21 protein-coding genes, 1 tRNA gene and 1 pseudogene are annotated in these 24,359 nt (G+C 73.1%); 4 read left to right on the top strand and 19 right to left on the bottom strand.

The annotated features are described in order from the left end of the window. Positions 1-96 precede the first annotated feature (96 nt). From AB0D29_RS06345 to AB0D29_RS06315, 7 genes are all read right to left on the bottom strand, one after another. Positions 97-2,316 (bottom strand): NADP-dependent isocitrate dehydrogenase, encoded by a 2,220-nt coding sequence (locus tag AB0D29_RS06345; RefSeq protein WP_362852414.1) that lies wholly within the window; start codon positions 2,314-2,316, stop codon positions 97-99. Positions 2,317-2,519: 203 nt separating this feature from the next. Next, positions 2,520-2,873 carry a DUF805 domain-containing protein gene (locus AB0D29_RS06340; RefSeq protein ID WP_362852413.1) on the bottom strand — a complete coding sequence of 118 codons (354 nt, stop codon included), beginning with the start codon at positions 2,871-2,873 and terminating at the stop codon, positions 2,520-2,522. 312 nt (positions 2,874-3,185) lie between these two features. After that, positions 3,186-4,010 carry a chitosanase gene (locus AB0D29_RS06335; protein ID WP_362852518.1) on the bottom strand — a complete coding sequence of 275 codons (825 nt, stop codon included), beginning with the start codon at positions 4,008-4,010 and terminating at the stop codon, positions 3,186-3,188. A gap of 129 nt (positions 4,011-4,139) precedes the next feature. Continuing rightward, positions 4,140-4,799 (bottom strand): GNAT family protein, encoded by a 660-nt coding sequence (locus AB0D29_RS06330; protein ID WP_362852412.1) that lies wholly within the window; start codon positions 4,797-4,799, stop codon positions 4,140-4,142. 86 nt (positions 4,800-4,885) lie between these two features. Continuing rightward, entirely contained in the window at positions 4,886-5,968 is a 1,083-nt protein-coding gene (corA, locus tag AB0D29_RS06325) for a magnesium/cobalt transporter CorA (RefSeq protein WP_362852411.1), read from the bottom strand. 73 nt (positions 5,969-6,041) lie between these two features. Further along, complete coding sequence (locus AB0D29_RS06320) at positions 6,042-6,434, bottom strand: TOBE domain-containing protein (RefSeq protein ID WP_362852410.1); 393 nt, start codon at positions 6,432-6,434, stop codon at positions 6,042-6,044. Between the two features lie 10 nt (positions 6,435-6,444). Then, positions 6,445-7,362 carry a LysR family transcriptional regulator ArgP gene (locus tag AB0D29_RS06315; protein ID WP_362852409.1) on the bottom strand — a complete coding sequence of 306 codons (918 nt, stop codon included), beginning with the start codon at positions 7,360-7,362 and terminating at the stop codon, positions 6,445-6,447. Between the two features lie 68 nt (positions 7,363-7,430). Here AB0D29_RS06315 and AB0D29_RS06310 point away from each other — a divergent pair, with 68 nt between their 5' ends. The 3 genes from AB0D29_RS06310 (at position 7,431) to AB0D29_RS06300 (ending at position 10,536) form a co-directional block, all read left to right on the top strand. Next, on the top strand, positions 7,431-8,054 hold the full coding sequence (locus AB0D29_RS06310) for a LysE/ArgO family amino acid transporter (protein WP_351589407.1): 624 nt from the start codon (positions 7,431-7,433) through the stop codon (positions 8,052-8,054). Between the two features lie 121 nt (positions 8,055-8,175). Further along, positions 8,176-9,210, top strand: coding sequence for an NUDIX hydrolase (locus AB0D29_RS06305; protein ID WP_362852408.1), 1,035 nt, complete (start codon positions 8,176-8,178; stop codon positions 9,208-9,210). Positions 9,211-9,330: 120 nt separating this feature from the next. After that, on the top strand, positions 9,331-10,536 hold the full coding sequence (locus AB0D29_RS06300; protein ID WP_362852407.1) for an MFS transporter: 1,206 nt from the start codon (positions 9,331-9,333) through the stop codon (positions 10,534-10,536). A gap of 44 nt (positions 10,537-10,580) precedes the next feature. Here the strand turns inward: AB0D29_RS06300 and AB0D29_RS06295 are convergent, their stop codons facing one another. The 5 genes and pseudogenes from AB0D29_RS06295 to AB0D29_RS06275 all read right to left on the bottom strand — a co-directional run bounded on the left by AB0D29_RS06295 (position 10,581) and on the right by AB0D29_RS06275 (position 17,126). Then, positions 10,581-12,026 carry a glyceraldehyde-3-phosphate dehydrogenase gene (locus AB0D29_RS06295; protein ID WP_362852406.1) on the bottom strand — a complete coding sequence of 482 codons (1,446 nt, stop codon included), beginning with the start codon at positions 12,024-12,026 and terminating at the stop codon, positions 10,581-10,583. A gap of 244 nt (positions 12,027-12,270) precedes the next feature. Continuing rightward, positions 12,271-12,935: pseudogene (locus AB0D29_RS06290) on the bottom strand (aldo/keto reductase). 38 nt (positions 12,936-12,973) lie between these two features. Then, positions 12,974-14,623, bottom strand: coding sequence for a phospholipase D family protein (locus tag AB0D29_RS06285; protein ID WP_362852405.1), 1,650 nt, complete (start codon positions 14,621-14,623; stop codon positions 12,974-12,976). Between the two features lie 182 nt (positions 14,624-14,805). Further along, positions 14,806-15,720, bottom strand: coding sequence for a hypothetical protein (locus tag AB0D29_RS06280; protein ID WP_362852404.1), 915 nt, complete (start codon positions 15,718-15,720; stop codon positions 14,806-14,808). Then, positions 15,717-17,126 carry an AMP-binding protein gene (locus AB0D29_RS06275; RefSeq protein ID WP_362852403.1) on the bottom strand — a complete coding sequence of 470 codons (1,410 nt, stop codon included), beginning with the start codon at positions 17,124-17,126 and terminating at the stop codon, positions 15,717-15,719. Before AB0D29_RS06275 ends, AB0D29_RS06280 begins: the two co-directional genes overlap by 4 nt. Before the next feature lie 455 nt (positions 17,127-17,581). On the opposite strand from AB0D29_RS06275, the gene AB0D29_RS06270 reads away from it, so the two are divergent. Further along, positions 17,582-18,301 (top strand): helix-turn-helix domain-containing protein, encoded by a 720-nt coding sequence (locus AB0D29_RS06270; protein WP_362852402.1) that lies wholly within the window; start codon positions 17,582-17,584, stop codon positions 18,299-18,301. A gap of 161 nt (positions 18,302-18,462) precedes the next feature. Here the strand turns inward: AB0D29_RS06270 and AB0D29_RS06265 are convergent. From AB0D29_RS06265 to AB0D29_RS06235, 7 genes are all read right to left on the bottom strand, one after another. Beyond that, positions 18,463-18,536, bottom strand: a tRNA-Pro gene (locus tag AB0D29_RS06265). Between the two features lie 151 nt (positions 18,537-18,687). After that, a complete protein-coding gene (locus AB0D29_RS06260) occupies positions 18,688-19,050 on the bottom strand; it encodes an MmcQ/YjbR family DNA-binding protein (protein ID WP_362852401.1) in 363 nt (120 codons plus the stop codon). Positions 19,051-19,122: 72 nt separating this feature from the next. Further along, positions 19,123-19,692: a GAF domain-containing protein gene (locus tag AB0D29_RS06255; RefSeq protein WP_362852400.1), complete on the bottom strand. Its 570-nt coding sequence runs from the start codon at positions 19,690-19,692 to the stop codon at positions 19,123-19,125. Beyond that, positions 19,689-20,333 carry an ATP/GTP-binding protein gene (locus AB0D29_RS06250; RefSeq protein ID WP_362852399.1) on the bottom strand — a complete coding sequence of 215 codons (645 nt, stop codon included), beginning with the start codon at positions 20,331-20,333 and terminating at the stop codon, positions 19,689-19,691. Before AB0D29_RS06250 ends, AB0D29_RS06255 begins: the two co-directional genes overlap by 4 nt. Beyond that, positions 20,311-20,730: a DUF742 domain-containing protein gene (locus AB0D29_RS06245; RefSeq protein WP_362852398.1), complete on the bottom strand. Its 420-nt coding sequence runs from the start codon at positions 20,728-20,730 to the stop codon at positions 20,311-20,313. The genes AB0D29_RS06250 and AB0D29_RS06245 overlap by 23 nt, the downstream gene beginning before the upstream one ends. Continuing rightward, the gene (locus tag AB0D29_RS06240; RefSeq protein ID WP_362798128.1) at positions 20,727-21,161 is read right to left on the bottom strand and encodes a roadblock/LC7 domain-containing protein; all 435 of its coding nucleotides are present in this window, start codon (positions 21,159-21,161) and stop codon (positions 20,727-20,729) included. The genes AB0D29_RS06245 and AB0D29_RS06240 overlap by 4 nt, the downstream gene beginning before the upstream one ends. Before the next feature lie 35 nt (positions 21,162-21,196). After that, positions 21,197-24,178 (bottom strand): ATP-binding protein, encoded by a 2,982-nt coding sequence (locus tag AB0D29_RS06235; protein WP_362852397.1) that lies wholly within the window; start codon positions 24,176-24,178, stop codon positions 21,197-21,199. Positions 24,179-24,359 lie beyond the last annotated feature (181 nt).

The following is a 24,359-nucleotide window of genomic DNA, read 5'->3' as shown; positions in this document are numbered from 1 at the left end:
CGTACGGATCCGGGATACGGGTCTGGTATACGGGTCCGCCCCGGCCGGGCGCGATGCCGGCCGGGGCGGAACACGTACGACTGCCTGGGGCAGGGGTCAGCCCAGGGTCGCGATCGCCTGGTTGAAGGTCGCCGACGGGCGCATGATCGCCGCGGCCTTCGTGGCGTCGGGCTGGTAGTAGCCGCCGATGTCGGCCGGGGAGCCCTGCACCGCGATCAGCTCGCCGACGATCTTCTCCTCGGACTCGGCCAGCGACTTGGCCAGCGGGTCGAAGGCCGCCGCCAGCTTCGGGTCGTCGGTCTGGCGCGACAGCTCCTGCGCCCAGTACAGGGCGAGGTAGAAGTGGCTGCCGCGGTTGTCGATGCCGCCCAGCTTGCGGCTCGGCGACTTGTCCTCGTTGAGGAAGGAGCCGGTCGCGCGGTCCAGCGTGTCGGCCAGCACCTGGGCGCGGGCGTTGCCGGTGGTGGTGGCGAGGTGCTCGAAGGAGACGGCCAGCGCGAGGAACTCACCGAGGGAGTCCCAGCGCAGGTAGTTCTCCTTGACCAGCTGCTGGACGTGCTTCGGGGCGGAGCCGCCGGCGCCCGTCTCGAAGAGGCCGCCGCCGTTCATCAGCGGGACGACCGACAGCATCTTGGCGCTGGTGCCCAGCTCCAGGATCGGGAACAGGTCGGTCAGGTAGTCGCGCAGCACGTTGCCGGTCACCGAGATGGTGTCCTCGCCGCGGCGGATGCGCTCCAGGGAGTACGCGGTCGCCTTGACCGGGGAGAGGATCTCGATGGTCAGACCCTCGGTGTCGTGCTGGGCGAGGTACGTCTTGACCTTGGCGATCAGCTGCGCGTCGTGCGCGCGGTCCTCGTCCAGCCAGAACACGGCGGGGACGCCGGTGGCGCGGGCGCGGGTGACGGCGAGCTTGACCCAGTCCTGGATCGGCAGGTCCTTGGTCTGGCAGGCGCGGAAGATGTCGCCGGCGGCGACCTCCTGCTCCAGGACCGTGTTGCCCGCGGCGTCGACGACGCGGACGGTGCCCGCGGCGGCGATCTCGAAGGTCTTGTCGTGGCTGCCGTACTCCTCGGCCTTTTGGGCCATGAGGCCGACGTTCGGCACCGAGCCCATCGTGGACGGGTCGAAGGCGCCGTGGGCGCGGCAGTCGTCGACGACGACCTGGTAGACGCCGGCGTAGCTGCTGTCCGGGAGGACGGCGAGGGTGTCGGCCTCGGCGCCGTCCGGGCCCCACATGTGGCCGGAGGTGCGGATCATGGCCGGCATGGAGGCGTCGACGATGACGTCGGACGGCACGTGCAGGTTGGTGATGCCCTTGTCGGAGTCGACCATCGCCAGGGCCGGGCCCTCGGCGATCTCGGCGTCGACGGACGCCTTGATCGCGTCGCCGTCGGGCAGCGCGCCCAGGCCGTTCAGGATGGCGCCCAGGCCGTCGTTGGGCGACAGGCCCGCGGCGGCGAGGGTCTCGCCGTAGCGGGCGAAGGTCTTCGGGAGGAAGGCGCGGACCACGTGGCCGAAGATGATCGGGTCGGAGACCTTCATCATCGTGGCCTTGAGGTGCACGGAGAACAGCACGCCCTCGGCCTTGGCACGCTCGATCTGGTCGTTCAGGAAGGTGCGCAGGGCGTCGACGTGCAGGACGGACGCGTCCACGACCTCACCGGCGAGTACCGGTACGGAGTCGCGCAGCACGGTGGTGGCGCCGTCGGCGGCGACGTGCTCGATGCGGAGCGTGCCGGCCTCGGCGATCACGGCGGACTTCTCGGTGGAGCGGAAGTCGTTCGCGCCCATGGTGGCGACGTTCGTCTTCGACTCGGGGGTCCAGGCGCCCATGCGGTGCGGGTGGGCCTTGGCGTAGTTCTTCACCGAGGCGGGGGCGCGGCGGTCGGAGTTGCCCTCGCGCAGGACCGGGTTGACGGCGCTGCCCTTGACCTTGTCGTAGCGGGCGCGGGTCTCGCGCTCCTCGTCGGTCTTCGGGTCGTCCGGGTAGTCCGGGAGGGCGTAGCCCTGGCCCTGGAGCTCGGCGATCGCGGCCTTGAGCTGCGGGATCGACGCCGAGATGTTGGGCAGCTTGATGATGTTGGCCTCGGGGGTCTTCGCCAGCTCACCGAGCTCGTGGAGGGCGTCGGCGATCCGCTGGCTCTCCTCCAGGTGCTCGGGGAAGCTGGCGATGATCCGACCGGCCAGGGAGATGTCACGGGTCTCGACATTCACACCGGCCGTCGACGCGTACGCCTGGATCACAGGCAGGAAGGAATACGTCGCGAGGGCCGGGGCCTCGTCAGTGTGCGTGTAGATGATGGTCGAGTCAGTCACCGGATGCTCCGCTCCACAGTCTGCGTCTCTCGTCTGCAACATTGCTCGACATCAAGATATCTCGTGATCGGGCCGGTCTGGACAGCCCCCTGCCGCCAGTCCGGGAGACGCGTGTCACGCCCCGGCCCCCCGGAACGGCGAAAGCGCCGCTCCGGCTGTTCCCAGCCGGGGCGGCGCTCAGGCGTGAAGGCCTACGGGCCAGGTCAGGCCGCGAGGACCTTCGGGTTCGGGCCGTACTTGTTCGGCTGCGCGTTGCCCTCGAGGGCCCAGAAGACGATCAGGGCGATCCAGCCGAGGAACGGGATGAGGTAGAGCAGCAGCCACCAGGCGGACTTGTCCGTGTCGTGCAGACGACGGACGGCGAGACCGAGGGTCGGCAGCAGGACCGCCAGGCTGTACAGGCCGGAGAGGATGCTGTTGGCACCGATGACGGTGTCGATGATCCCGATGACGATCGAGACGGCCAGGTTGCACAGGAAGAACATCCAGAATTCCTGGCGACGGGCGCGGCCCGAGAAGACGACGTACTTCTTCAGGACGTCTACGTAGTAGTTCATGGGTCCCCCCAGAGGACGGTTGGTCGGCCCGTCCTGCTGGAGCAAGCCGGGGCAGAACTTATGCCCCCCTTACCTCCCGGTCAAGCCAGTTGACGCGAAGCCAAATCGGCTGGACCGGACGATTTCCGGCACTGATGGTGCGACTGCGGAGCACTGGAGTGACCTCATGTGCAAGTAAGTCCGAAAAGTCCCCGCCGCGCGCCTACTTGACACCCCGGCAGCCACTTCGATCGTTAGCCACATCGTTACCGCACCGCGACACCGCGGCCCGGGTCGCCGGGAGGAGCGTCCGGGCCCGGGCCGCGGCGGGCGTCAGCCGATGTGGAAGGAGTCCCCGTAGACCTTCCAGTCGAGCGGGGTGTTGAGGTTCAGGTTGCCCTTCTTGAGGAAGACCCGCTGGGCGGTGTCGACCCGACTGGTGTCGCTGTGCGCCTCCTCCTGCTTCATGGCCCAGACCCGGGCGTCGAGGAAGGCGTTGAGGTACGCGGTCTCGTTGCCGCCCTGGGACGGGGGCTTGGCCTTGGACAGGGCGCGCTTGCGGATGTTGCGGAAGCTGGTGGAGTCGGTGCCGTCACCGTGCATGACGATGGCGTCGTAGTACATGAACTGGCCGAGCACGCCGATCCCGTCGGACTTGCCCTGCTGCACGGACGGGTTGAAGTAGACCCGGTCACGCTCGTGGTCCTGGGCCTTCTTGAACTCGGCGTCCTGGGCCGCCTTCGCCCAGTCCTTGGTGAAGTTGGGGTCGAGCCCGGCGTGCGAGTCGGAGCCGTCGACCCTGCGCAGGGCGGGAAGGTACTTGGCCAGGACGTTGCCCGGCTTGACCTGCGTGTAGTACTCGACGAGGTCGAGCATGTCGCCGGTACCGGAACAGAAGCCGATGATGCCGGCCGTGTAGCCGCGGCCGTCGTCTATGTCCTCGATGTACTTGTACTGCGCCTTCCAGTCCAGCGAGGAGTTCTCCGCGCTGGAGACGATCTTCATGGCGATCTCCTTCTTCGCCGGATCGTCGAGTCCTGCGGCCGCTGCCGCCGCGGTCTGCGCCGTGGGGGCGGGGGCCGCGGTGGTCACGGTGGCGTGGGCCGTGACGGGGACGGCGAGCAGCGCGCCGCCGAGCAGTGCGCCGATCGCGAGCATCTTGCGGTGGGGGGTGAACACAAGGCCTCCGTGGGGTAGTTGAGGCGTCCCGACTTCGTTAGGAAACTTTACTACCAGAGCTGACGACAGCTCAAGACCCGTGCGCCACAGGGCGATCGCCCCGCCGCGTCAGCCCCGGCGCGCGAGACGGGTCGTCAATTGCGCCTTGGCGTCCGGCCATTCGGGGCGCGTGATGCCGTAGACCGCGCTGTCGCGGATCCACCCGTCGCGCATCACCGTGTGGTGGCGCAGGACTCCTTCGAGCGTCGCGCCGAGCCCGGATATCGCCGCCCGCGACCTGCTGTTGCGCACGTCGGTGAGGAACTCGACGCGGTTCATGCCCATCGCCTCGAAGGCGTGCGTGAGCATGAGCAGCTTGGCCTCGGTGTTCGCGCCCGTCCCCTGCCAGGACCCGCCGAGGAAGGTGAAGCCGATCTCCAGCCGCCGGTGTGCCGTGTTGATGGCCATGAGCCGGGTCGAGCCGGCGATCCGGCCCGTCGCGAGGTCCACCGTCGCGTACTCGATCTGCGTGCCCCGCGCCCGCTCCGCCAGGGCCTCGTCGATGAACCCGCGCACCTCGTCCGGGTGCGGGACCGTCGTCACCGGAAGCTCCCACAGCCTCCCGTCCCGGACCGCCTCGCACAGTCCGTCGTGGTGCCGGTGCGCGAGCGGCTCCAGCCGGACCCGCTCGCCGACGAGCCCGTCGGCCGCACCGCCCGCTGTCGCGCCGCCCGCTGGTGCCCCGCCCGCCGATGCCCCGCCGTCCCGCTCCGCCGCCGCCCGTTCCATGTGTGACCCGCCCGTCCCCTGTTGGTGATCAGTGACAGGCGGACCCTACTCGGCGCCCAGTCCCGCCCCCGCAGGGTTTTCCCGGGTCAGAGCCAGCCGTTGCGCCGGAAGCCGCGGTGGATGACGAAGCAGGCCACGGCCATGACGCCGAGGACGAGCGGATAGCCGTAGGTCCAGTGCAGTTCGGGCATGTGGTCGAAGTTCATGCCGTAGACCCCGCAGACCATGGTCGGGACGGCGACGATGGCCGCCCAGGCCGTGATCTTGCGCATGTCCTCGTTCTGGCCGACGGTCACCTGCGCGAGGTGCGCCTGGAGGATGGAGTCGAGCAGGTTGTCGTAGGCGCTGATCTGCTCGGTGGCCCGGGTCAGGTGGTCGGCCACGTCCCGGAAGTACGCCCGGATCTCCGGCGGGATGACCGGTATCGGCTGCGTGGCCAGCTGCTCCAGGGGGCGGCTCAGCGGTGCCACCGCCCGCCGCAACTCCAGGAGTTCGCGCTTGAGCTGGTAGATCCGGCCGGCGTCGCCGCGGCCGCCGCTCTCGCTGAACACCGCCGTCTCGACGGCGTCTATGTCGTTCTGCACGGCGTCCGTCACGGCCACGTAGTCGTCGACCACGTGGTCGGCCATGGCGTGCAACACCGCCGCGGGCCCCTTGGCCAGCTGCTCCGGGGAGGCTTCCAGCTCCTCGCGGACCGGGCCGAGGGTGCCGCGGCCGCCGTGCCGGATGGTGATGACGAAGTCCTCGCCGGTGAAGGCCATCAGCTCGCCGGTGTCCACCACCTCGCTGGTCGCGGTCAGCTCCTCGTGCTCCACGTACCGCACGGTCTTGAAGACGGAGAACAGCGTGTCGTCGTACCGCTCCACCTTCGGGCGCTGGTGCGCGTTCACGGCGTCCTCGACCGCCAGGGGGTGCAGGCCGAAGAGCTCGGCGAGCCCGGCGAGCTCGGCCTGCGAGGGCTCGTGCAGGCCGATCCAGACGAAGCCGTCGCCCGCCTTGCGGACCCGGCGCAGCGCCTCCTCGACCTCGGCGCAGTCCTCCTGGCGCACGCCGTCGCGGTAGAAGAGGCAGTTGACCACCGCGCTGCCGAGCGGGGAGCGGGCCGGGTGGCTGAGGTCGACGGCCCGCCGGTAACTGCGGCGCACGGCCCGGCGCAGGTTGCTGAACATGGACAAGGACGTACTCCCCTTCGGCGGATCAGCGGACAGTCTGCCATCGCCGCCGGTGCGTCCCCACCAGGGCTCAGGCCCGGTCGATGAACACGCTCGTCGACTTCACCCGTGCCGTGGCCCGCGCGCCCACCTCCAGCCCGAGCTCCTCCACCGCCTCGCGCGTCAGCAGCGAGACGATGCGGTGCGGCCCCGCCTGGATCTCCACCTGTGCGTCGACCGTGCCCAGCTTCACCCCGGTCACGATCCCCGGGAAGGCGTTGCGCGCCGAGGTGTACGGGGCGTCCTCGCCCTCGCCGGCCTCCTGCGCGACCTCGACGCAGAAGGCGGCCAGGTCCGGGCCGTCCACCATCCGCCGCGTGCCCTCCCGGCGGGTGGGGAACCGGTCGGCGTCCGCCCAGCGACGGGCCGTGTCGACGCTGACACCGAGCAGCCGGGCCGCCTGTCCGATCGTGTAGGACTCCATGGTCCGCAGCTTAGAGCCCTCGGTGCGAGGGGCTGCGCAGTGCCTCCCGGGCCGCCGCCGCGATCACCTCGGCCACCGTGGACAGGGCCGGCGAGTCGAGCTTCCACTGCTGCCAGTACAGGGGTACGTCCATCGGCCGCAGGGGCTCCAGCAGCACCAGCTCCCCCGTCCGCACCAGCGGGCCCGCCTGCTGCTCCGGCACCAGCCCCCACCCCAGTCCGGCGACCACCGCGTCCCGGAACCCCTCTGAGGTCGGGATGTAGTGCCGTACCGTGCCCGCCCCGGCCGCCGCGTCCCCCGTCAGCGAGCGGACGAAGGCGTCCTGGAGGTCGTCCTTGCGGTCGAACACGATGGTCGGCGCCTCCCGCAGGTCCCGCTCCGGCGCCCCCGTCAGGTACCGGGCCGCGAACCGGGGGCTCGCCGTCGGCAGGTACCGCGCCAGGCCCAGCAGCCGTACGCTGCACCCCGCCACCGGGTCCGGCGAGGAGGTCACCGCCGCCATCACCTGCCCCTCCCGCAGCAGCGCCGTCGTGTGCGACTCGTCCTCGCGGTGCAGCTCGATGCAGACGGGCGGGTCCTGCGGCACCCGGGTCAGCGCCGGCAGGAACCAGGTGGCGAGGGAGTCCGCGTTCACCGCGATCGGCAGCCGCACCGGGCCCGTCCCGTCGGCCATGCCCAGCTCGGAGCGCGCGTCCCGCTCCAGCCGGGCCAGCTGCCGGGCGAAGCGGACCACCACCTCCCCCGATTCCGTCGCCCGCACCGGTTTGGTCCGCATCAGCAGGACCCGCCCGGTCCGCTGCTCCAGCGCCTTGACCCGCTGGCTGACCGCGGAGGGGGTCACGTGCAGGGCGGCGGCCGCCGCGTCGAAGGTGCCCTCGTCCACCACCGCGAGCAGCGTGCGGACCTGGTCCAGGGGAAGCTCAGCCATCACGAGCGTTAATGGTACGTAAAAATCATTAGCTGTACTGAATGGTCTGCGCTGCCTACGGTCGACGCATGACACACGGCACCCTGACCGCGGCCCTGGCCGGCTTCGGCACCGGCTTCTCCCTCATCGTCGCCATCGGCGCGCAGAACGCCTTCGTCCTGCGCCAGGGCGCGCGCCGCCACGCGGTCCTCGCGGTGGTCGCCATCTGCGCCCTCTCCGACGCGGCCCTCATCGCCCTCGGCGTCGCCGGCGTCGGTGCCTTCGTCACCGCCTGGCCGGCCGCCCTGACCGCGGTCGGCCTGGCCGGGGGCGCCTTCCTGGTCTGCTACGGAGTCCTGGCCGCCCGCCGGGTACTGCGCCCCGCCCCGGGCGCCGCCCTCACCGCGGAGGGGGCCGCCGCCGGCTCCGCGCGCGGGGCCGTGCTGACCTGTCTGGCCATGACCTGGCTCAACCCGCACGTGTACCTCGACACCGTGCTGCTCGTCGGCTCGCTCGCCGCCGACCGCGGAGACCTGCGCTGGGCCTTCGGCATCGGGGCCGTCCTCGCCAGCCTGACCTGGTTCACCAGCCTGGGGTACGGGGCCCGGCTGCTGAGCGGCCTGCTCGCCCGGCCCTCGGCCTGGCGGATCATGGACGGGCTCGTCGCGGCGACCATGGTCACCATGGGCGGCCTGCTGCTGGCCCGCGCGTGAGCCGCATGTCGGCGCCGGGTCGTCGGCAGGAGCCCGGCATAGTGCTGCCGACGCCCCGTCGCCGACGGGCAGACGACCCGACGAACCGACAACCCGACGAACCGACGCCCAGGAGCCCTCCGTGCCCGACCGCCCCACCCCCGACGCCGTGCGCGCGTACCACGCCGCCCGGCCGGCCCCGCTCGTGGCCGCCACCGGGATCGTGCTCGACACCCGCGGGCGGGTCCTCGTACTGACCACCTCGGACACGGCGGATCCGGAACTTCCGGGCGGCACGGCCGCGGCCGCCGAGACCCCGGAGGCGGGGCTGGCCCGCGAGCTGCGGGAGGACCTCGACCTCCATGTGCCCGTCGGCCGGCTGTTGGCGGTGGACTCCCGGCCGCCCGGAGCCCTCGGCCGCGCCTTGGTCGTCCACGTCCACCTCGTCGGGCCGCTGACCCCGGAGGAGGCCGCGGCGCTCTCCTTCCGGGACGGCGGGGTCACCGGGGCGCGCTGGCTCCGGCCGGACGAGGCCTGCGAGGTCCTGCCGGCCCGCGTCGCGCCCCGGCTGCGCGCCGGCCTGGCCGCCCTGCACACCGGCTCCTTCGCCCACCTCGTCGACGGCGTGCCGCAGCCGGGCTCCCCGGCCGGCCTGGACCCGGCCCGGCGCCTCGCCCTGGAACACTCCGGCACCCTCGACGCGGCCAGCCACCGGGCCAGCCGGCCCAAGGCCGTGACCGCCGCGAGCGTCCTGTTCACCGCCGCCGACGGCCGGGTCCTGCTGGTCCAGCCCGCGTACGGCCGCAGCGACCGCTGGAACCTGCCCGGCGGCGGCATCGACAGCGACCTCGGCGAGACCCCGCGCGCCGCCGCCCGGCGGGAGGTCCACGAGGAACTGGGCCTCGACCTCGCCCCGGGGCGGCTCCTCGCCGTGAACTGGTCGCACAAGCCCGGTCGTCCGGCGCGCATCCGCTTCCTCTACGACGGCGGCGTCCTCGACGCCGCCGTCCTCGCCCGGATCCGCCTCGACCACACCGAACTCCTCCAGTGGCGCACCGTCGCGCCCGCGGAGCTGTCGGGCCTGGTCAAACCGGCCCTGAGGCGCCAGATCACCGCCTGCCTGACCGCCCGCGCCACGGGCGCCGGGCCGCTGGAGCTCCACGCCGGCCGGCCCTGACGGGCGGCCCTGACGGGCGGCCCTGACGGGCGGCCCTGACGGGCGGCCCTGACGGGCGGCCCTGACGGGCGGCCCCGGCCCGGCGCGCCGGGCCGGGGCCGCCGGGTTACCGTCGGCGGCATGGACGGTGATCGCCGAACGTGGCGCCAGTGCTTGCTCGGCGGGGCGGTCTTCGCCGTGTGCATGGCCGGCACCACGCTGCCGACCCCCCTCTACGGGCTCTACCAGGAGAAGTTCGGGTTCTCCGAGCTGATGGTGACCGTGGTGTACGCCGTGTACGCCTTCGGGGTGATCGGCGTACTGCTGCTGGCGGGCAACGCCTCGGACGCCGTGGGCCGCCGGCCGGTGCTGCTGACCGGCCTGGGCTTCGCGGCGGCCAGCGCCGTCTGCTTCCTGTGCGCCACCGGCATGGGCTGGCTGTACGCGGGGCGGCTGCTGTCGGGGCTGTCCGCCGGGCTGTTCACCGGCGCGGCGACGGCGTACGTGATGGAGCTGGCACCCCGCGGCGGCGCCTCGCGGGCCACGCTCGTGGCGACGGCCGCCAACATGGGCGGGCTGGGCTGCGGCCCGCTGCTCGCCGGGGTGCTCTCGCAGTACGCCCCCTGGCCCCTCTACCTGACCTTCGCCGTGCACCTCGTCCTGGTGGCGGCCTCGGCCGGTGTCCTGCTGGGGCTTCCGGAGACCGTGACGGATCGGCGGCCGCTGAGCACCGTACGCCCGCAGCGGCCGGGCCTGCCCGCGCAGGTGCGGGCGGTGTTCGCGCCCGCGGCGATCGCCGCGTTCGTGGGCTTCGCGCTGTTCGGGGTGTTCACCTCGGTCAGCCCGGCCTTCCTCGCCCAGTCCCTCGACGTGCACAACCGCGCCGTGAGCGGGGCGGTCGTCGCGCTGGCCTTCTTCGCCTCGACCGCCGGCCAGCTGGCGGTCGGCTGGGTCGGGGTGGGGCGCTCGCTCCCGCTGGGCTGCGCCGGGCTCCTCGGCGGGCTGGCCCTGCTCGCGGGCGCGCTGGTCTGGGACCAGCTGGCGCTGGTGGTGGCGAGCGCGCTCGTCGGCGGCGTCGGGCAGGGCCTGGCCTTCCGCGGGGCGCTGTCCGCGGTGGCCGCGGCCTCGCCGCCGGACCGGCGCGCGGCGGTGATCTCGACGCTGTTCGTGGTGGCGTACGCGGGCATCTCGGTGCCGGTGATCGGCGTGGGGCTGCTGGCCGACCCGCTCGGCCTGGAGGGCGCCGGACTGGTCTTCATCGCCTGCATGGCCGTGCTCGTCTCGGGCGCGGCCGCCTACCTGCTGCGCCGGCCCGTACGGGTGGGGAGCACGTCAGGCCCGGCCTGACGGCCGGGCCTGACGGGAACTGCGGGTGGAACGGTGGGCCGGGATCAGACCGCCGGGACCGGGTAGGTCGGGTACTCCACGCCGGACACGTGCTGGACCACGCGGATGACCTGGCAGGAGTAGCCGAACTCGTTGTCGTACCAGAGGTAGAGGATGGCGTTGTCGCCGTCGACCTTGGTGGCACCGGCGTCCACGATCGACGCGTGGCGCGAGCCGACGAAGTCCATGGAGACCGCGTCGGGGGCCGTGGTGAAGTCGATCTGGCGCTTGAGCGGCGAGTGCAGGGAGACGTCGCGGAGGTAGTCGAGGACTTCCTCGCGGGTGGTCTCGCGGCCCAGGCGCAGGCTGAGGATGGCGATCGAGACGTCCGGGACGGGGACGCGGATCGAGCTGCCGGTGATCGGCGCCTTGAGGTGCGGCAGCGCCTTGGCGACGGCGGAGGCGGCACCGGTCTCGGTGATCACCATGTTCAGCGGCGCCGAACGGCCGCGGCGGTCGGCCTTGTGGTAGTTGTCCAGCAGGTTCTGGTCGTTCGTGAACGAGTGGACGGTCTCCACGTGACCGCGCAGGACACCGTACTCGTCGTCCATGGCCTTCAGCGGCGGGACGATCGCGTTGGTGGTGCAGGAGGCGCAGGACAGGATCTGCTCGTCCGGCTTGATGGTGTCGTGGTTGACGCCGTGGACGATGTTCGGGACGTCGCCCTTGCCCGGGGCGGTCAGGACGACCTTGTCGATGCCGGGGCGCAGGTGGTTCGACAGGCCCTCGCGGTCCCGCCACTTGCCCGTGTTGTCGATGAGGATGGCGTCCTTGATGCCGTACGCCGTGTAGTCGACCTCGGAGGGGTCGTTGGCGTAGATCACCTTGATGCTGTTGCCGTTGGCGATGATCGTGCTCGTCGCCTCGTCCACGGTGATGGTGCCCTGGAACTGGCCGTGGATGGAGTCGCGGCGCAGCAGGGAGGCGCGCTTGACCAGGTCCTGCTCGCCGCCGCCGCGGACGACGATGGCACGCAGGCGCAGACCGTTGCCGGAGCCGGCCTTCTCGATGAGCAGGCGGGCGACGAGGCGGCCGATGCGGCCGAAGCCGTAGAGGACGACGTCGCGGCCGTCGCCGCGCTCGATCTTGTTCTCACCGGTGGCACCGACGACGGCCGAGGCGGTGAACTCCTCCACCGACAGGCCGCGGTCGTCGCTCTTGTACGCCTCGGCGAGCAGGGCGATGTCGATCTGCGACGGGCCGAGGTCGAGGGTGGTGAGCGCCTGCAGGAACGGCAGCGTCTCGGTGACCGAGAGCTCCTCACCGGCGATCTGGCGGGCGAACCGGTGGGTCTTGAGAATGCTGACGACCGACTTGTTCACCAGGGAGCGGCTGTGGACCAGGACCGTGACGTCCCGCTCCCGGTGCAGCTTCCCGATGATCGGGATCATCGACTCCGCGATCTCCTCGCGGTTCTTCCAGCTGGTGAACGAGTCCTCATTGACAGTCACAGGATTATCTTTCGAGCTAGGCGGTGCTCATATGCTAACCCGACGCCGCTCCGGCCCCTCCGGCGGTACCCGCCGGGGCCGGAAACGTGCGCTTGCGCACCATTTACTCCCGTTTCACCCCCAGAGGCGCCAGTTCACTCCGCTTCGCGCTTGTCGAAGGTCAAGCACCGGCGACGCGCTCGCGCCGTTGCAGGATCCGCCGGTGCACGGGCGGGGCCGACTGATTCAGCCATCCCGCAGTGTCCTACTCGGCCAACCTGTCGAGGCGGTCGAGGAGGGTGGGGTCCAGGTCGAGATGCGCCGCGGCGAGGTTCTCCTCCAGGTGGTCGATCCGAGAGGTGCCCGGAATCGGGAGAATGACCGGACAGTGGTGAAGGAGCCATGCGAGCGAGACCTGTGCCGGGGTGGCGTTGAGTTCGGCGGCCACGGCGGCGATCTCGGCCGACGCGTCCGACGCCGCCGAGGCCCGATGCGCCCCACCTTGCCCTCGGTCTGGAGTTCCCGCAGGGCACCGAGCTGATCCGCCAAGGGCACGTCCGGATCGATGCGGTGCAACTGGAGCAGCTCGATCCGCTCGACGCGCAGTCGGCGGAGGGCGTGTTCGACCTGACCGCGCAGGACGTCCGGCCGGGCGTCGAGTCGCCACCCGGCCGCGGAGTCCGAGCGCGCGACACCGACCTTGGTGGTGACGAGCAGCCCGTCCCCGTACGGGTACAGGGCCTCGGCGAGCAGTTCCTCGTTGGCTCCCCAGCCGTACAGGCGGGCGGTATCGATCAGCGTGACGCCCAGCTCGACGGCCCGCCGGGCGACCGCGAGAGAGGCCTCGCGGGCGGGACCCGGCTCGCTCGACAGCCGCATGGCTCCGAACCCGAGCCGCCGTACGCGCAGATCCCCACCGATGCGAAACAGTGCCGACGCCGCCCCACTCGTCCATCGCTCTCGCGGTCTCAGAAGGTGTTGCGGCGCCGCATGCCCATCGGGCGGCCGTCCGGGTCGACCAGGAGGCGGTTCAGCGGAGCCGCGAGCAGCCGCTGTGCGGCGCCGAGGTCCGGCGGGACGTAGCGGCGCAGCCGGCCGGGCGGCCGGGGACCGCGGCGGCCGCCCGCGTGCCAGGCGTCCAGCGCGGCGGCCGCCGTCGCGAAGGCCTCGAACGCGGCGACGGGATCGCACAGCGCGTCCGCCGCGTCCCGGCCCGCCGCGTCCGGGGTGCCCGGGGCGTCCAGGTGCTCGCGCATGACCTCCAGGCGCAGTTCGCGGGCGAAGGCGCGCGCGCCGTCGCCGAGGCCGGCCGGGTCGCGCGGCGGCCGCGGGTCCGCGCTCTCGTCGTACACGGCGCAGCTCAGCTCGGAGTCGTGGGTCCACGAGCGGAGGTTGACGTTGTCGGAGCCGACGGAGGCCCACACGTCGTCGATCACGCACACCTTGGCGTGCACGTAGACCGGGGTCCCGGCGTGGTTCTCCAGGCCGTACAGCGCGACGCGCCCGCCGCCGGCGCGGCGCAGTTCCGCCAGGGCGTCGATCCGCCCGATCAGGTTCATCGGCCCGGTGAGGCGGCCGTCCTGCTCCGGGACCGTGGGGATGACGCCGATCAGCCGCAGCCCCGGATGCCGGCGCAGCGCCCGGGCGAAGAAGGCCGCCACGCGCGGGGACCACAGGTACTGGTCCTCCAGGTAGATCAGCGCCCGGGCCCGCCGCAGCGCCTTGTCGTAGGCGCGGGCGATGCTGCGCTCGCCGTCGGGGGCGAAGGGGTAGCCGCTCAGCAGCCGGTTCGGATAGGTCCGCAGCACCTGGACGGTGTGCGTGCCGCAGGGCGCCGGGTCGGCGGTCTGCGGGGGCAGCCGGTCCGCGCTCGTGTCCTCGCGGTGCGCCAGCGACCGCAGGCGGGTGAGCGGGCTGCGGCTGAGCGGTGCCGGGTCCTCCCAGCGCTCGCGGAAGACGGCCTCGACGTCGCCGACGGCCGGTCCGCGCAGGGCGAGCTGGACGTCGTGCCACGGCGGGTGTGGCCCGTACGCGGAGGCCAGCGGCGCGGACTGGCGGTCGCCGCGGTGCGCGGCGTCGTCGTTGCGGTTGTGGCAGAGGTCGATGCCGCCGACGTAGGCGACGTCCAGGGCGGGGCGGCCGGGGTGGCGCAGCACCACCATCTTCTGGTGGTGGGAGCCGCCGGGCCGCACCCGCATGTCGAGCAGGCACTCGCCGCCGGCTTCCTCGATCTCCTCGCCGAGGTGGCGGTTCTCCGCCTCGCTGAACTGCAGGCTGTCCAGGTGGGAGCGCCAGAGCAGCCCCTTGACGACGACCCCGCGCTCGGCCGCCCGGCACAGGACCGTGCCGACCTCCGTGCCGGGCCCGTCGAGGCGCTCGTCGGGATCGCCGCGCCAGTCGGTGAACAGCAGCAGGTCGCCCGCGCGCAGCGCGCGGATCTCCGCCAGCAGCTCGGCGAAGTACGTGGCCCCGTGGACCAGGGGCCGTACGTGGTTGCCCCGCGACCAGGCCGCCCCGTCCGGGCGGCGCCGGTCCAGGCGCGTCGCCGGGTTGCCCCGTTCGCCGGAGGCCAGCAGCCAGTCGGCGCCACCGGATCCGACGGCGTCCGCCGGCTTCACGGCCGGCCTTTCCCAGGATCCACCGCACCGCTCCGATCGTGCGTGCTTCCGTACCGCAATCCCAGGCTAGCGGCCGCCGGGGCGGGCGGCCGTCCGGTGGTTGCCCGGGCCCCCGCGCGAGGCCGTGCTCCCGCGGGGGCCCGGGCGGTCGTGGGCCCGGGCGGTCGTGGGCCGGACAGGGCCTAGCCGACGGGGTGGGCTTCGGCGGTGCGCACCGGGGCCTGCCGCACGGCAACCCGGCGGTTCCCGCGGAACGGGACGTCGACCATGCGCCGCTCGGGGCCGCGCCGGCGCAGGAACAGGTAGCCGACGAAGGCGGCCGGGCCGAAGAACACCTGGGCGGGGATGAGGCCGGGGGCGTCGCCGGTGGCGGCGGCGATCAGGTGCAGGGCGGCGACGGGGGCCACGGCCCCGAAGAGCACCACCAGGGCGATGCCGGTGCGCAGGCCCGGCTTCGCGTACGCCTTGTAGGCGGTGGTGGTGAAGAGGGCGTAGGCCAGCAGGTCACCCATGCCGACGACGGCGCCGAGGTCCTCGCCGAGGCGCAGGCCCGCGGCCGGGGCGTACGGATACCCCTGGACGGCTGCGGCGAGCTCCTGGGTCAGCGGTACGACCCAGGCGAAGAAGGCGTCGTAGACGGCGAGGGCGAGCAGGAACCACGCGACGTTCTTCAGCCGCATGCCGCCCTGGACGTTGAGGTTGGTGGCGGACACCACGACCAGTCCGACGACGCAGCTGTTCGCCACCCAGTAGGGCGGCGCGGTCTCGCCGAAGGCCAGGTGGGTGACGAGCACGCTCGCGATCAGTACGGCGATCAGCGCCCAGCGCAGCCGGCCGTTGCCGATGAGGGGCTGGTAGCCGACGGACAGTCCGCCCGCGAAGACCAGGGCGAGCACGGCCGGGAGGACGGCGCCGGGGAGGGCGAGGTAGACGTACGGCAGCGCCAGGACGAAGCCCATCATCATGAAGATGTCCCGGCCGTTGAAGACGCCGACGGGCGGCGTCGCGGCGCGTACGGCGCGGAAGTAGGCGATCGTGCCGACTACGACCGCGAGTGCCAGGGCGGCGGTGGCCGCGATCTGGAAGAAGACCGTCATGCGTGGCTCCGGGTGAAGGTGTGCTCCAACAGGTCACAGCGGAGGGGGAAGCGGCGGGCGGCCTCCTCGTCGTCCAGCGGCAGGACCGTGACGCGCGCGTCGATGCCCCGGGCCAGCAGCCGCTCGGTCACCTCGGCCGCGCCGGCGCTGCGGGAGGCGACCTCCACGTGGAGCCGGCCGTCGGCGACCTCGGCCCGGTAGCGCAGGGGCCAGGGCATTCCGGGGGTGCCGTCCAGGGCTTCCACGATCTCGCGCGGCGTCACGACGGCATCGGCGGTGCGCAGCAGCGTGCCCGCCTTGCCGAGGATCTGGGAGACGGCGGGCACGGCCGCGAGTTCGCAGTCCGGTTCGCCGACGAGGGTGCGGACCACGTCGCCGGTGTTGTACCGCAGGACCGGCATGCACTCCCGGTAGGGGTAGTACGGGGTCACGGTCAGCTCCCCGAGCTGTCCGGGCCCTGCGGGCTCGCCCGTCTCCGGGTCGAGCACCTCGGTGTACCCCATGTTGGGGTCGATGTGGAGGTGGCGCCGGCTGCAGGTGCGACCGCCGACGGGCAGCAGTTCGGTCATGCCGAAGTTGTCGCCGATGGTCTCGGCCCCGAAGGTCTCGCGCAGGGCCTCGGCGAAGGCCGGGGACACGATCTCCCCGCCGGCGTAGATCGCCCGCAGGCCGAAGTCGTCCGGTCCGTAACCGCGTTGGCGTGCGGCGGTGAGCATCCGGGCCAGGTAGCTGGGGTTGCCGGTGAGCAGGGTGGGCCGGGTGCCGTGGCGGCCGAGCAGGTGCTCGACGGACTCCTCCGGCGGGACCTGGCCCACCACGTGGCACGAGGCGTTGACCATCCGGCACACCTCGACGTCCTCCTGGACGGCGGCCGTTGCCCGGGAGCTGAGGTTGATCTGCATGCGGTCGCCGGGGCGGATGTCGCCGCGCAGCACCACGGACAGGGCGATGAGGGCGGGCCAGAGCTCCATCTCGTAGCGGGAGAGCCACATCTGCACGGGGCGGCCGGTGGTGCCGGTCGTCTGGGTCGCCAGGTAGGGGGTGCTGCACAGGAAGTCGGCGGGGCGCTCGATCAGGTCGGCCTTGCGGGTCACCGGGATCCGGGTGAGCGTCTCGGTGGTCAGCCCGGCGAGGTCGATGCCGGCGAGCCGTTCCCGGTAGAAGGGGGAGCGCTTGGCGAGTCTGTCGACGGTCCGCTGGAGTGCGCGGTTCTGCAGGTCGCGGCGTTCGTCCGGGTCGGCGAACGGTCCGTCGGCGAGTTCGTCGACGTCGTCGCCGAGCGAGCCGAACTCCTCCAGCGTGGCGAGGGCGTCGGCGACCAGCCGCTCGACGGCCCGGACGTTCAGCCGCCGGCCGAACACCATGGCCATCGCCACCCGGACCTGCCGGACACCGGTTTCCAGCACTCGTGCCTCCCTAAGGCTTAAAGAAAAAGGGGTGGGGGCGACATGCCGCCCCCACCCCCCGAAACAGCGTCAGCTGGCAGAGCAGTTGCCGAAGAAGACGGCGGTCATGGCACCCATGACGTACTTGAACTGCTTGGCGCTGGTCTTGATCGCGCTCATCGGGATCCTCCTTGTTTCGTTGCTGTGGGACGAACGCCCCGTGACCTGTGGGGCACCGAAACGTTTCGTCCCCGGGCGAGAACACACTGGCGCGTTCGCAACACACGGGCAATGATCGGGTCCGTTCAACGGACCGGCGGAAGTGGAGGGCGGTAACTCCGTTCTTGCTGATGAGCCGGGACGAAACGGGGAGTTACGGGCCCATCCGACCGATGGGTTCCGTGCGAAAGGGGGAACCTCTCATGGCCAGATCCGGCACAGAGGGGCGAGGTGTACTGGAGGGTGCGTTCGCCCTCATGGAGGTGCTCGCACACGGCGAGGAGGTCGGCCTGACCCGCCTGGCCACCGACGCCGAACTGCCGAAAGCCACCGCTCACCGGCTACTGGGGCAGCTGGTCGCACTCGGCGCGGTGCAGAGCCGCGCGGGCCGCTACCGCCTCGGGCCGCGGACGTTCCGGCTGGGGCAGGCCTGGCACCCCGCGCGCCTGCTGCGCGCGGCCTCGGCCCGGCCGCTGCGCGAGCTCGCGGCCGTGAGCGGCGGGCTGAGCCTCAGCCTGTCGGTGCCCGAGGCGGGGCACACGATCATCGTCGGGGGCATGCGCGGCGAGGTGGACGAGGTCTTCCCGCTGCGCTCCGGCATCGTCCTGCCGCCCGGGAGCGCGGCGGAGCTGATCCTCGCGGCGTCCAGCCCGGCGGCGGAGCTGCCCAAGGGCTGGACGAAGCCGACGTGGACCCGCGAGGTCAGACGGGCCCAGGAGCGGGGCCTCGCCTTCGAGTACGGACAGTGCGTGAGCACGCTGTCGTGCGTGGCGGCGCCGGTGTTCTCCACGTCGGGCCAGGTGGTGGCGGCCGTGGCGGCGACCGCCCTGGACGGCAAGCAGATAGCCCCGCTCGGCGAGGCCGTGAGCCGCGCGGCAGCGATGATCAGCGCCAACCTGACCAAACTGCCCGCCCCCACTCCCACCCCCGCCCCGGGAACCCAGCCCCGGCACCCGGTGCTGGTGCGTCCGCACTAGGCGGGCACGAGGACACCCTGCCCGCCCCCTCCCGGGGTGGGCACGGTGTACCGGACGCCGGAGCCGGGTCCCCACCGGTTCCGTGCACAAGGCCGGCGGACATGCGAAAGGCCGCCCTCTCATGGATGAGAGAACGGCCTCCGACCTGCGTTTCCGCACAGTCGGGACGACAGGATTTGAACCTGCGACCCCTTGACCCCCAGTCAAGTGCGCTACCAAGCTGCGCCACGTCCCGATACCCGCTGACCTGGGGTTTCCCCTGGCCGAACGCGCATGAGAACGATACCGCATTTCAGCGGGTGGTCGCGCGCACCTTTTCCGCTACCGGTTCCCCGGGTACCGCGTCGGCCGCGCCGGCCGGTCCCGCGCCGGGCGGCGGGCCGCTCTCAGCCCGCCGTGCCGGTGAGCTCCGGATGGGCCGCGATCAGCCGTTTCGGGGCCGCCTGGAGCCAGGAGTCGGTCAGGATGGCGCGCAGCTCGGCCCCGTCCCGCAGGGCCTCCAGGCGGACCCGGATCCAGGCGTAGTTGTCGTCGTGGCCCGGCCGCACGAAGAACTTCTCCGGCTCCGCCGCGATCAGCTCGGCCCGGTCCTCCTTGGGGCACTTCACCCCGATCGAGGTGTCGTCGTCGCCCAGCGCGACGAAGATCTTCCCGCCCACCCGGAAGGTCGGCATGCCCCAGGCGAGCTTCTCGCTGCTGTCCGGGAGCGACAGCGCGATCAGGCGGACGTCCTGCGCGGTCGTGGCCATCCCCGAGACTCCTCTCCAGCCACCGGTGAACCCTCGTCCGACGACCGTAGCCCCCGCCACCGACAATCGCGCTCACCCCGGCCGGTCCGCCGTGCGGGCCTGCGCCCGGTCCTCCCGCGCGTGCACCAGCGCCACCAGCTCCGCGGCCAGCGCCTTGACGGTGGCGAGCCCTGCCGTCCCCCACCGCCTCGGCACCACGTCCGCCGCGCACACCGTGCCCAGGACGATCCCGCGCCGGTCCGTGAGGGGCGCGCCCACGTACGAGCGGACCCCGTTCTCGTCCACGACCGCGTTGCCCGCGAAGCGCGCGAAGTCCCGTACGTCCTCCAGCACCAGCGCCCGCCGCCGGACCACCACGTACGGGCAGTAGCCGTGGTCGCGGGCCAGGACCCGCGCCGGGTACCCGCCGCCCGGGGACTCGGCCGCGTGGTGCAGCCCGGCGAAGAACTGCCGTTCCTCGCCGATGAAGTTCACCCCGGAGTGCGGGGCTTCGAGCACGTCGGCGACCCGCCGGGCGAAGGCGTCCAGTTCGGCGTCCGTCCGCTCCCCCAGACCCAGCTCGCGCAGCCGGACGACGCGCGCGGGTGCCTCCCGGTCCACCGGCGTGAGCAGCAGGTGTCCGGTCGATTCGTAGTACGTCATGGCGGTTCCCCCGACTCCGAAGACGAAGAGCTGACTGTGGCCGTGGCTGTTGGTGTGGCCGTGGCCGTGGACATGCAGAGGAGGTGGCGGACCAGGGCGGCCAGTGCGCCCGTCCCCGAGCTGGTCAGGCGCGCGTCGCACCGTACGACGGGCACCTCGGGCCCGAGCCCCACCGCTTCGCGGACCTCCTCGGGCGCGTAGCGGTGGCCGTCGTCGAACTCGTTGACGGCCACGATGAAGCCGATCCCGCGCCGCTCGAAGAAGTCCACGGCGGGGAAGCAGTCCGCGAGGCGGCGCGTGTCGGCGAGCACCACCGCCCCGAGCGCGCCCGCGCACAGCTCCTCCCACAGGAACCAGAAGCGGTGCTGGCCCGGCGTGCCGAAGAGGTAGAGCACGTGGCGCTCGTCGAGGGTGATCCGGCCGAAGTCGAGGGCGACGGTCGTGGTGGTCTTCGCCTCGACGCCGTGCGTCGGGTCGGCGGCCGAGCTGAGGTCGCTGAGCAGCTCCTCGGTGCTCAGCGGCTCGATCTCGCTGACCGCGCCCACGAAGGTGGTCTTGCCCGCGCCGAAACCCCCCGCGACCAGGATCTTCAGGGTCGCGGGGGCGGCAGCGGGGGCTTCACAGGCGTTTTCGCAGGCCATCGAGCACCGCCCTCAGGAGTGACTGGTCGGTGGCGGCGAACCCGTCGCCGCCGATTCCGGGGAACCGGGGCGCCTGCGCCATGACGGCCCCGTGTTCCATCAGGTCGGACAGCAGCACCTTCACCACCGCGGCCGGCAGCCGCAGCTGCCCGGCCACCTCGGCGACGGTGACCGCGGCCGCGCCGGCGCAGAGCCGGAGCACGAGGGTGTGCTCGGCCCCGAGCGGGATGCGCGGGCGCACGCCGGTCGCGGTCACCAGCGAGAGCAGGTCGAGCGCGACGCCGGGCCGGGTCCGCCCGCCGCTGGCGGTGTACGGGCGCATCACACGGCCCGCCGAGTCGTCGAGCCACGGTGTGTCCCGCCCCTTCGCGTACGCCCCCGTCGCGCGGGCCCTCATCGCCCCGGGTCGGCGGTGGGCCGCCGCGGCGGCGCCGCCAGGTACGGACGGACGCTCTTGACCAGCATCGCCATCTCGTAGCCGAGCACCCCGGCATCGGCCTCGCGGTCGGCGAGGACGGCCAGACAGGTCCCGGATCCGGCGGCGGAGACGAAGACGAGCGCGGTGTCGAGCTCGACGACGACCTGCCGTACCTCCGAGCCGTCGCCGAACCGGGAGCCGGCGCTGCGGCCCAGCGAGTACAGCCCGGAGGCGAGGGCCGCCAGGTGGTCGGCGCTGTCGGCGTCCAGGCCGTGCACGCAGGTGACGAGGCCGTCTGCGGTGAGGAGTACGGCGCTGCGCGTGTACGGCACGCGCTGCACCAGGCCGCTGAGCAGCCAGTCGAGGTCCGAGAGCCGGGTGCCGGTCTTCGTCGCCAGTTCGCCGCCCATGGGGGTGTGCTCCTTGCTGAGGTGACTTGTCGGGGTCATAGCTGGTTCTCCGACTGGGCGAGGCCGAAGCCCCGTTGGAAGGCGGCCATCAGGCCCGGATCGTGCAGCGGCGGCTCGGCGGCCGCGGGGGGCCGTGGTACGGGTGCCTCGCGCAGTTGCGGCGCCAGGTGCTGTTGCGCCCGCCGCCGGGGCAGTGCGGGCCGCTCCTCCTCGCCGTCGGGCTCGCCGCCCCGCTGGAGGGGCAGCAACCCGGCCGCCTCTCCGCCGCGCGGCCCACCCCTCGCCCGCGCAGCACCCCCGGGCCCCGCCTCGGCCCCGGACCCGGACGCGTCCAGGGCCCGAGGCTCGGCCGAAGCCGCATCTCCGGGAGTGGCTCCGCCCCAGGGCTCAGGCCCGGGCCGGAGCCCTGCCGGGGTCCCGGTCCACGGCTCGACCCCCGGGCCGGTCTCTCCGGCACCGGGAGCGGGGAGCGGCGCAGGCATCGCCGTCGCCGCGGCCCCGGCCCACGCCGATGGCCCGTCCCCGGGCACGGTCCGGGGCCACGAACCGACCTCCGGACCGGTCACGGCCCCGGCCGAGGCCTGATCCTCCGCGCCCGGCGCGGGCTCGGCAGGAGCCGTGTCGCCGGCTCGGCGAAGCGACGCCGGCGCAGACGCGAAGGGAGGCACGGCGCCTGTCGCGGGTTCGGCAGAAGCCGGAGACCCTGCTCGCGCAGCGTCCGCCGGCCACGCCGAGGCGGACCCGGACCACGGCTCGGCGTCCGCCCCCGGCAGGGTGGGGGCCGGGTGCCCGGCCCACGGCTCGGCCGGAGCCGATTCCGCAGCGCCCGGAGTGGCTCCGTCGCCGGACACGGGCGCGGCCGGGGTCCCGGTCCAGGGCTCGACCCCCAGACCGGTCACGGCCCCTGTCGAACCCGGTTCCCCCGCTCGCGGAGCGGGGAGCCGAGCAGGTCCGGCGGTAGCCGAGGCCCCAACCCCGTCACCGCCCGACCCCGCAACAGCCCCAGACCATCCCGCGGGCTCATCCCTGGGCACAGGCCAGTGACGGTCCTCCGAACCGGTCACGGCCGAGGCCGAAGCCTGGTCCCCCGCTGCCGAAGCGGGAAGCCGAGCAGGCCCAGCGGTATGCGAGACCGCCCCGTCACCGGCCGAGCCCAAAGCAGCCACAGGCCAGTCACCAGCCTCCGGCGCCGGCACGGCCCCCGGCCAAGGCTCGGCCCCCGAGCCGGTCACGGCCGTGACCGAAGCCGGGTCCCCCGCTCGCGGAGCGGGAAGCCGAGCAGGTCCGGCGGTAGCCGAGGCCCCGTCGCCGGCCGAGCCCGGAGCGGCCTCAGGCCAGGCCATGGGCTCGTCCCTGGCTACGGGCCAGTGGCCGGCCTCCGGCCGGGGCTCGGCTCCCGGGCCGGTCTCGGCCTGATCGTCCGCTGCCGGAGCGGGGAGCGCCGTCGCCGCGGCCTCGGACCACGATGGGTGCCCGTTTTCGCGCACAGGCCGCGGCCAGGATCCGGCCTCCGGCGCGGGCACGGACGCCGCCTCCGGGCCGATCGCGGCCGCGGCCGAAGCCTGGTCACCCGCGCCCGGCGTCGGCCCGGCCCAGGGCTCCGTCGAGGCCACCGCCGCGCCCGGCTCGGGGTCGCGGGGCGTCGGGACGGCCGGGGTGGTGGGAGCCGGCGGGCCCGATCGCGGTGCGGGAACGCGTTGCGGGGGCGGGGGCCAGGACAGGGGTGCCGGGACCGGTTCCAGGTGGGGGGCCGACGGGGGCTCGCCCGGGACCCACGAGGTGGGCCGGGAGCCACCCGCCGCGTCGGCGGCGCTCGGCGCCTCCGCGCCCAGCAGCTCCTGCGGCAGCACCAGCACGGCGAGCACGCCACCGTAGATGTTCGACTTGAGCTCCACGGCGATCCCGTGCCGCCGGGCCAGCGCCGAGACGACGAACAGCCCGATCCGCCCGTCCGCGAGCAGGTGCCGGACGCTGATCTGGTCGGGGTCGCCGAGCAGGGCGTTCATCCGGTGCTGTTCCTCCACCGGCATGCCCAGCCCCCGGTCCTCCACCTCGACCGCGATCCCCGCGGTGACCCGCTCGGCGCGCAGCACGACATCGGTGTCGGGGGCGGAGAACACCGTGGCGTTCTCGACCAGTTCGGCCAGCAGGTGCACCACGTCCGCGACGGCGTGCCCGCGGACGCTGCCGCCGGCCGGGGGCACGACCTTGACCCGCGTGTACTGCTCGACCTCCGCGACCGAGGAGCGGAGCACCTCGCTCAGGTCGATCGGCCGGGTCCACTGGCGGCGGGAGGCGGCCCCGCCCAGCACGGCGAGGTTCTCGGCGTGCCGGCGGATCCGGGTGGCGAGGTGGTCGACGTGGAAGAGCTCCTTGAGCAGGTCCGGGTCCTCGACCGTGTCCTCCAGGTCGTCGAGGAGCGCGATCTCCCGGTGCACGAGGGATTGCAGGCGACGCGCGAGGTTGACGAAGACCTCGACCTTGCGCTCGCTGTCGGACGGGACGGCCGGGCCGGCCAGCCGTACGAGGGTCGCGTGCGCCTGTTCCCGGGCGCCGCGCAGCTCCTGGGAGAGCAGCCAGAACTCGTCCACGCCGGCCGGGTCGCCCCCGACGAGCGGGCCGGTCGGCCCGCCCCGCATCGGGCGGGGCGGGGTCTCGCCCCGTTCCAGCAGGTCGGCGGCGGTACGCAGCTCCTGGCGGCCGCGCACGCTGGAGCGGCGCAGCGCCTCGCACCGGTCCCGTACGGCCTTGGCCCCGCGCTGGGCCCCGAGCAGGGCCGCCGCGAGGGCCCCGACCACGAGCAGGGCGCAGCCCGTGAGCACCGGCCAGAGCCGGGCGTCGCGGTCGCCCGCGCCCCCGCCGAGCTGGAGGCTGAAGATCACCGCGGCGGCGCCGCTGAGCCCGGCGGCGAGCGTGGGCAGGACGGCGGCGCGCACCAGCTGGGGACGTATCTGCCGGGCGGGACCGGTGACGGCGTGTCTCGACGGGGCGTGGCGGGCGGCGCGGAGTCCGGACATCGGCGTCCTCGGTACGTTCGGTACGTGGGGCCCGGCCCCCAGCGTTCCGGGGCCCGGTGTTGATCACCGGATACCCACGCTAGACCCCGCCGTCCCGCCCCGGAACGCCAGTTGGGGAACTTCGAGGGGGTGCTTCCCGCTCCCGGTGGAGCGCTCGTACAACCGCCCGAATGCGCCGCCC

The organism is Streptomyces sp. NPDC048424, from assembly GCF_040651555.1.
Taxonomy (GTDB): domain Bacteria; phylum Actinomycetota; class Actinomycetes; order Streptomycetales; family Streptomycetaceae; genus Streptomyces.
Note: the sequence above shows the minus strand (reverse complement) of the source record. Positions and strands in the feature narration are given on the sequence as shown.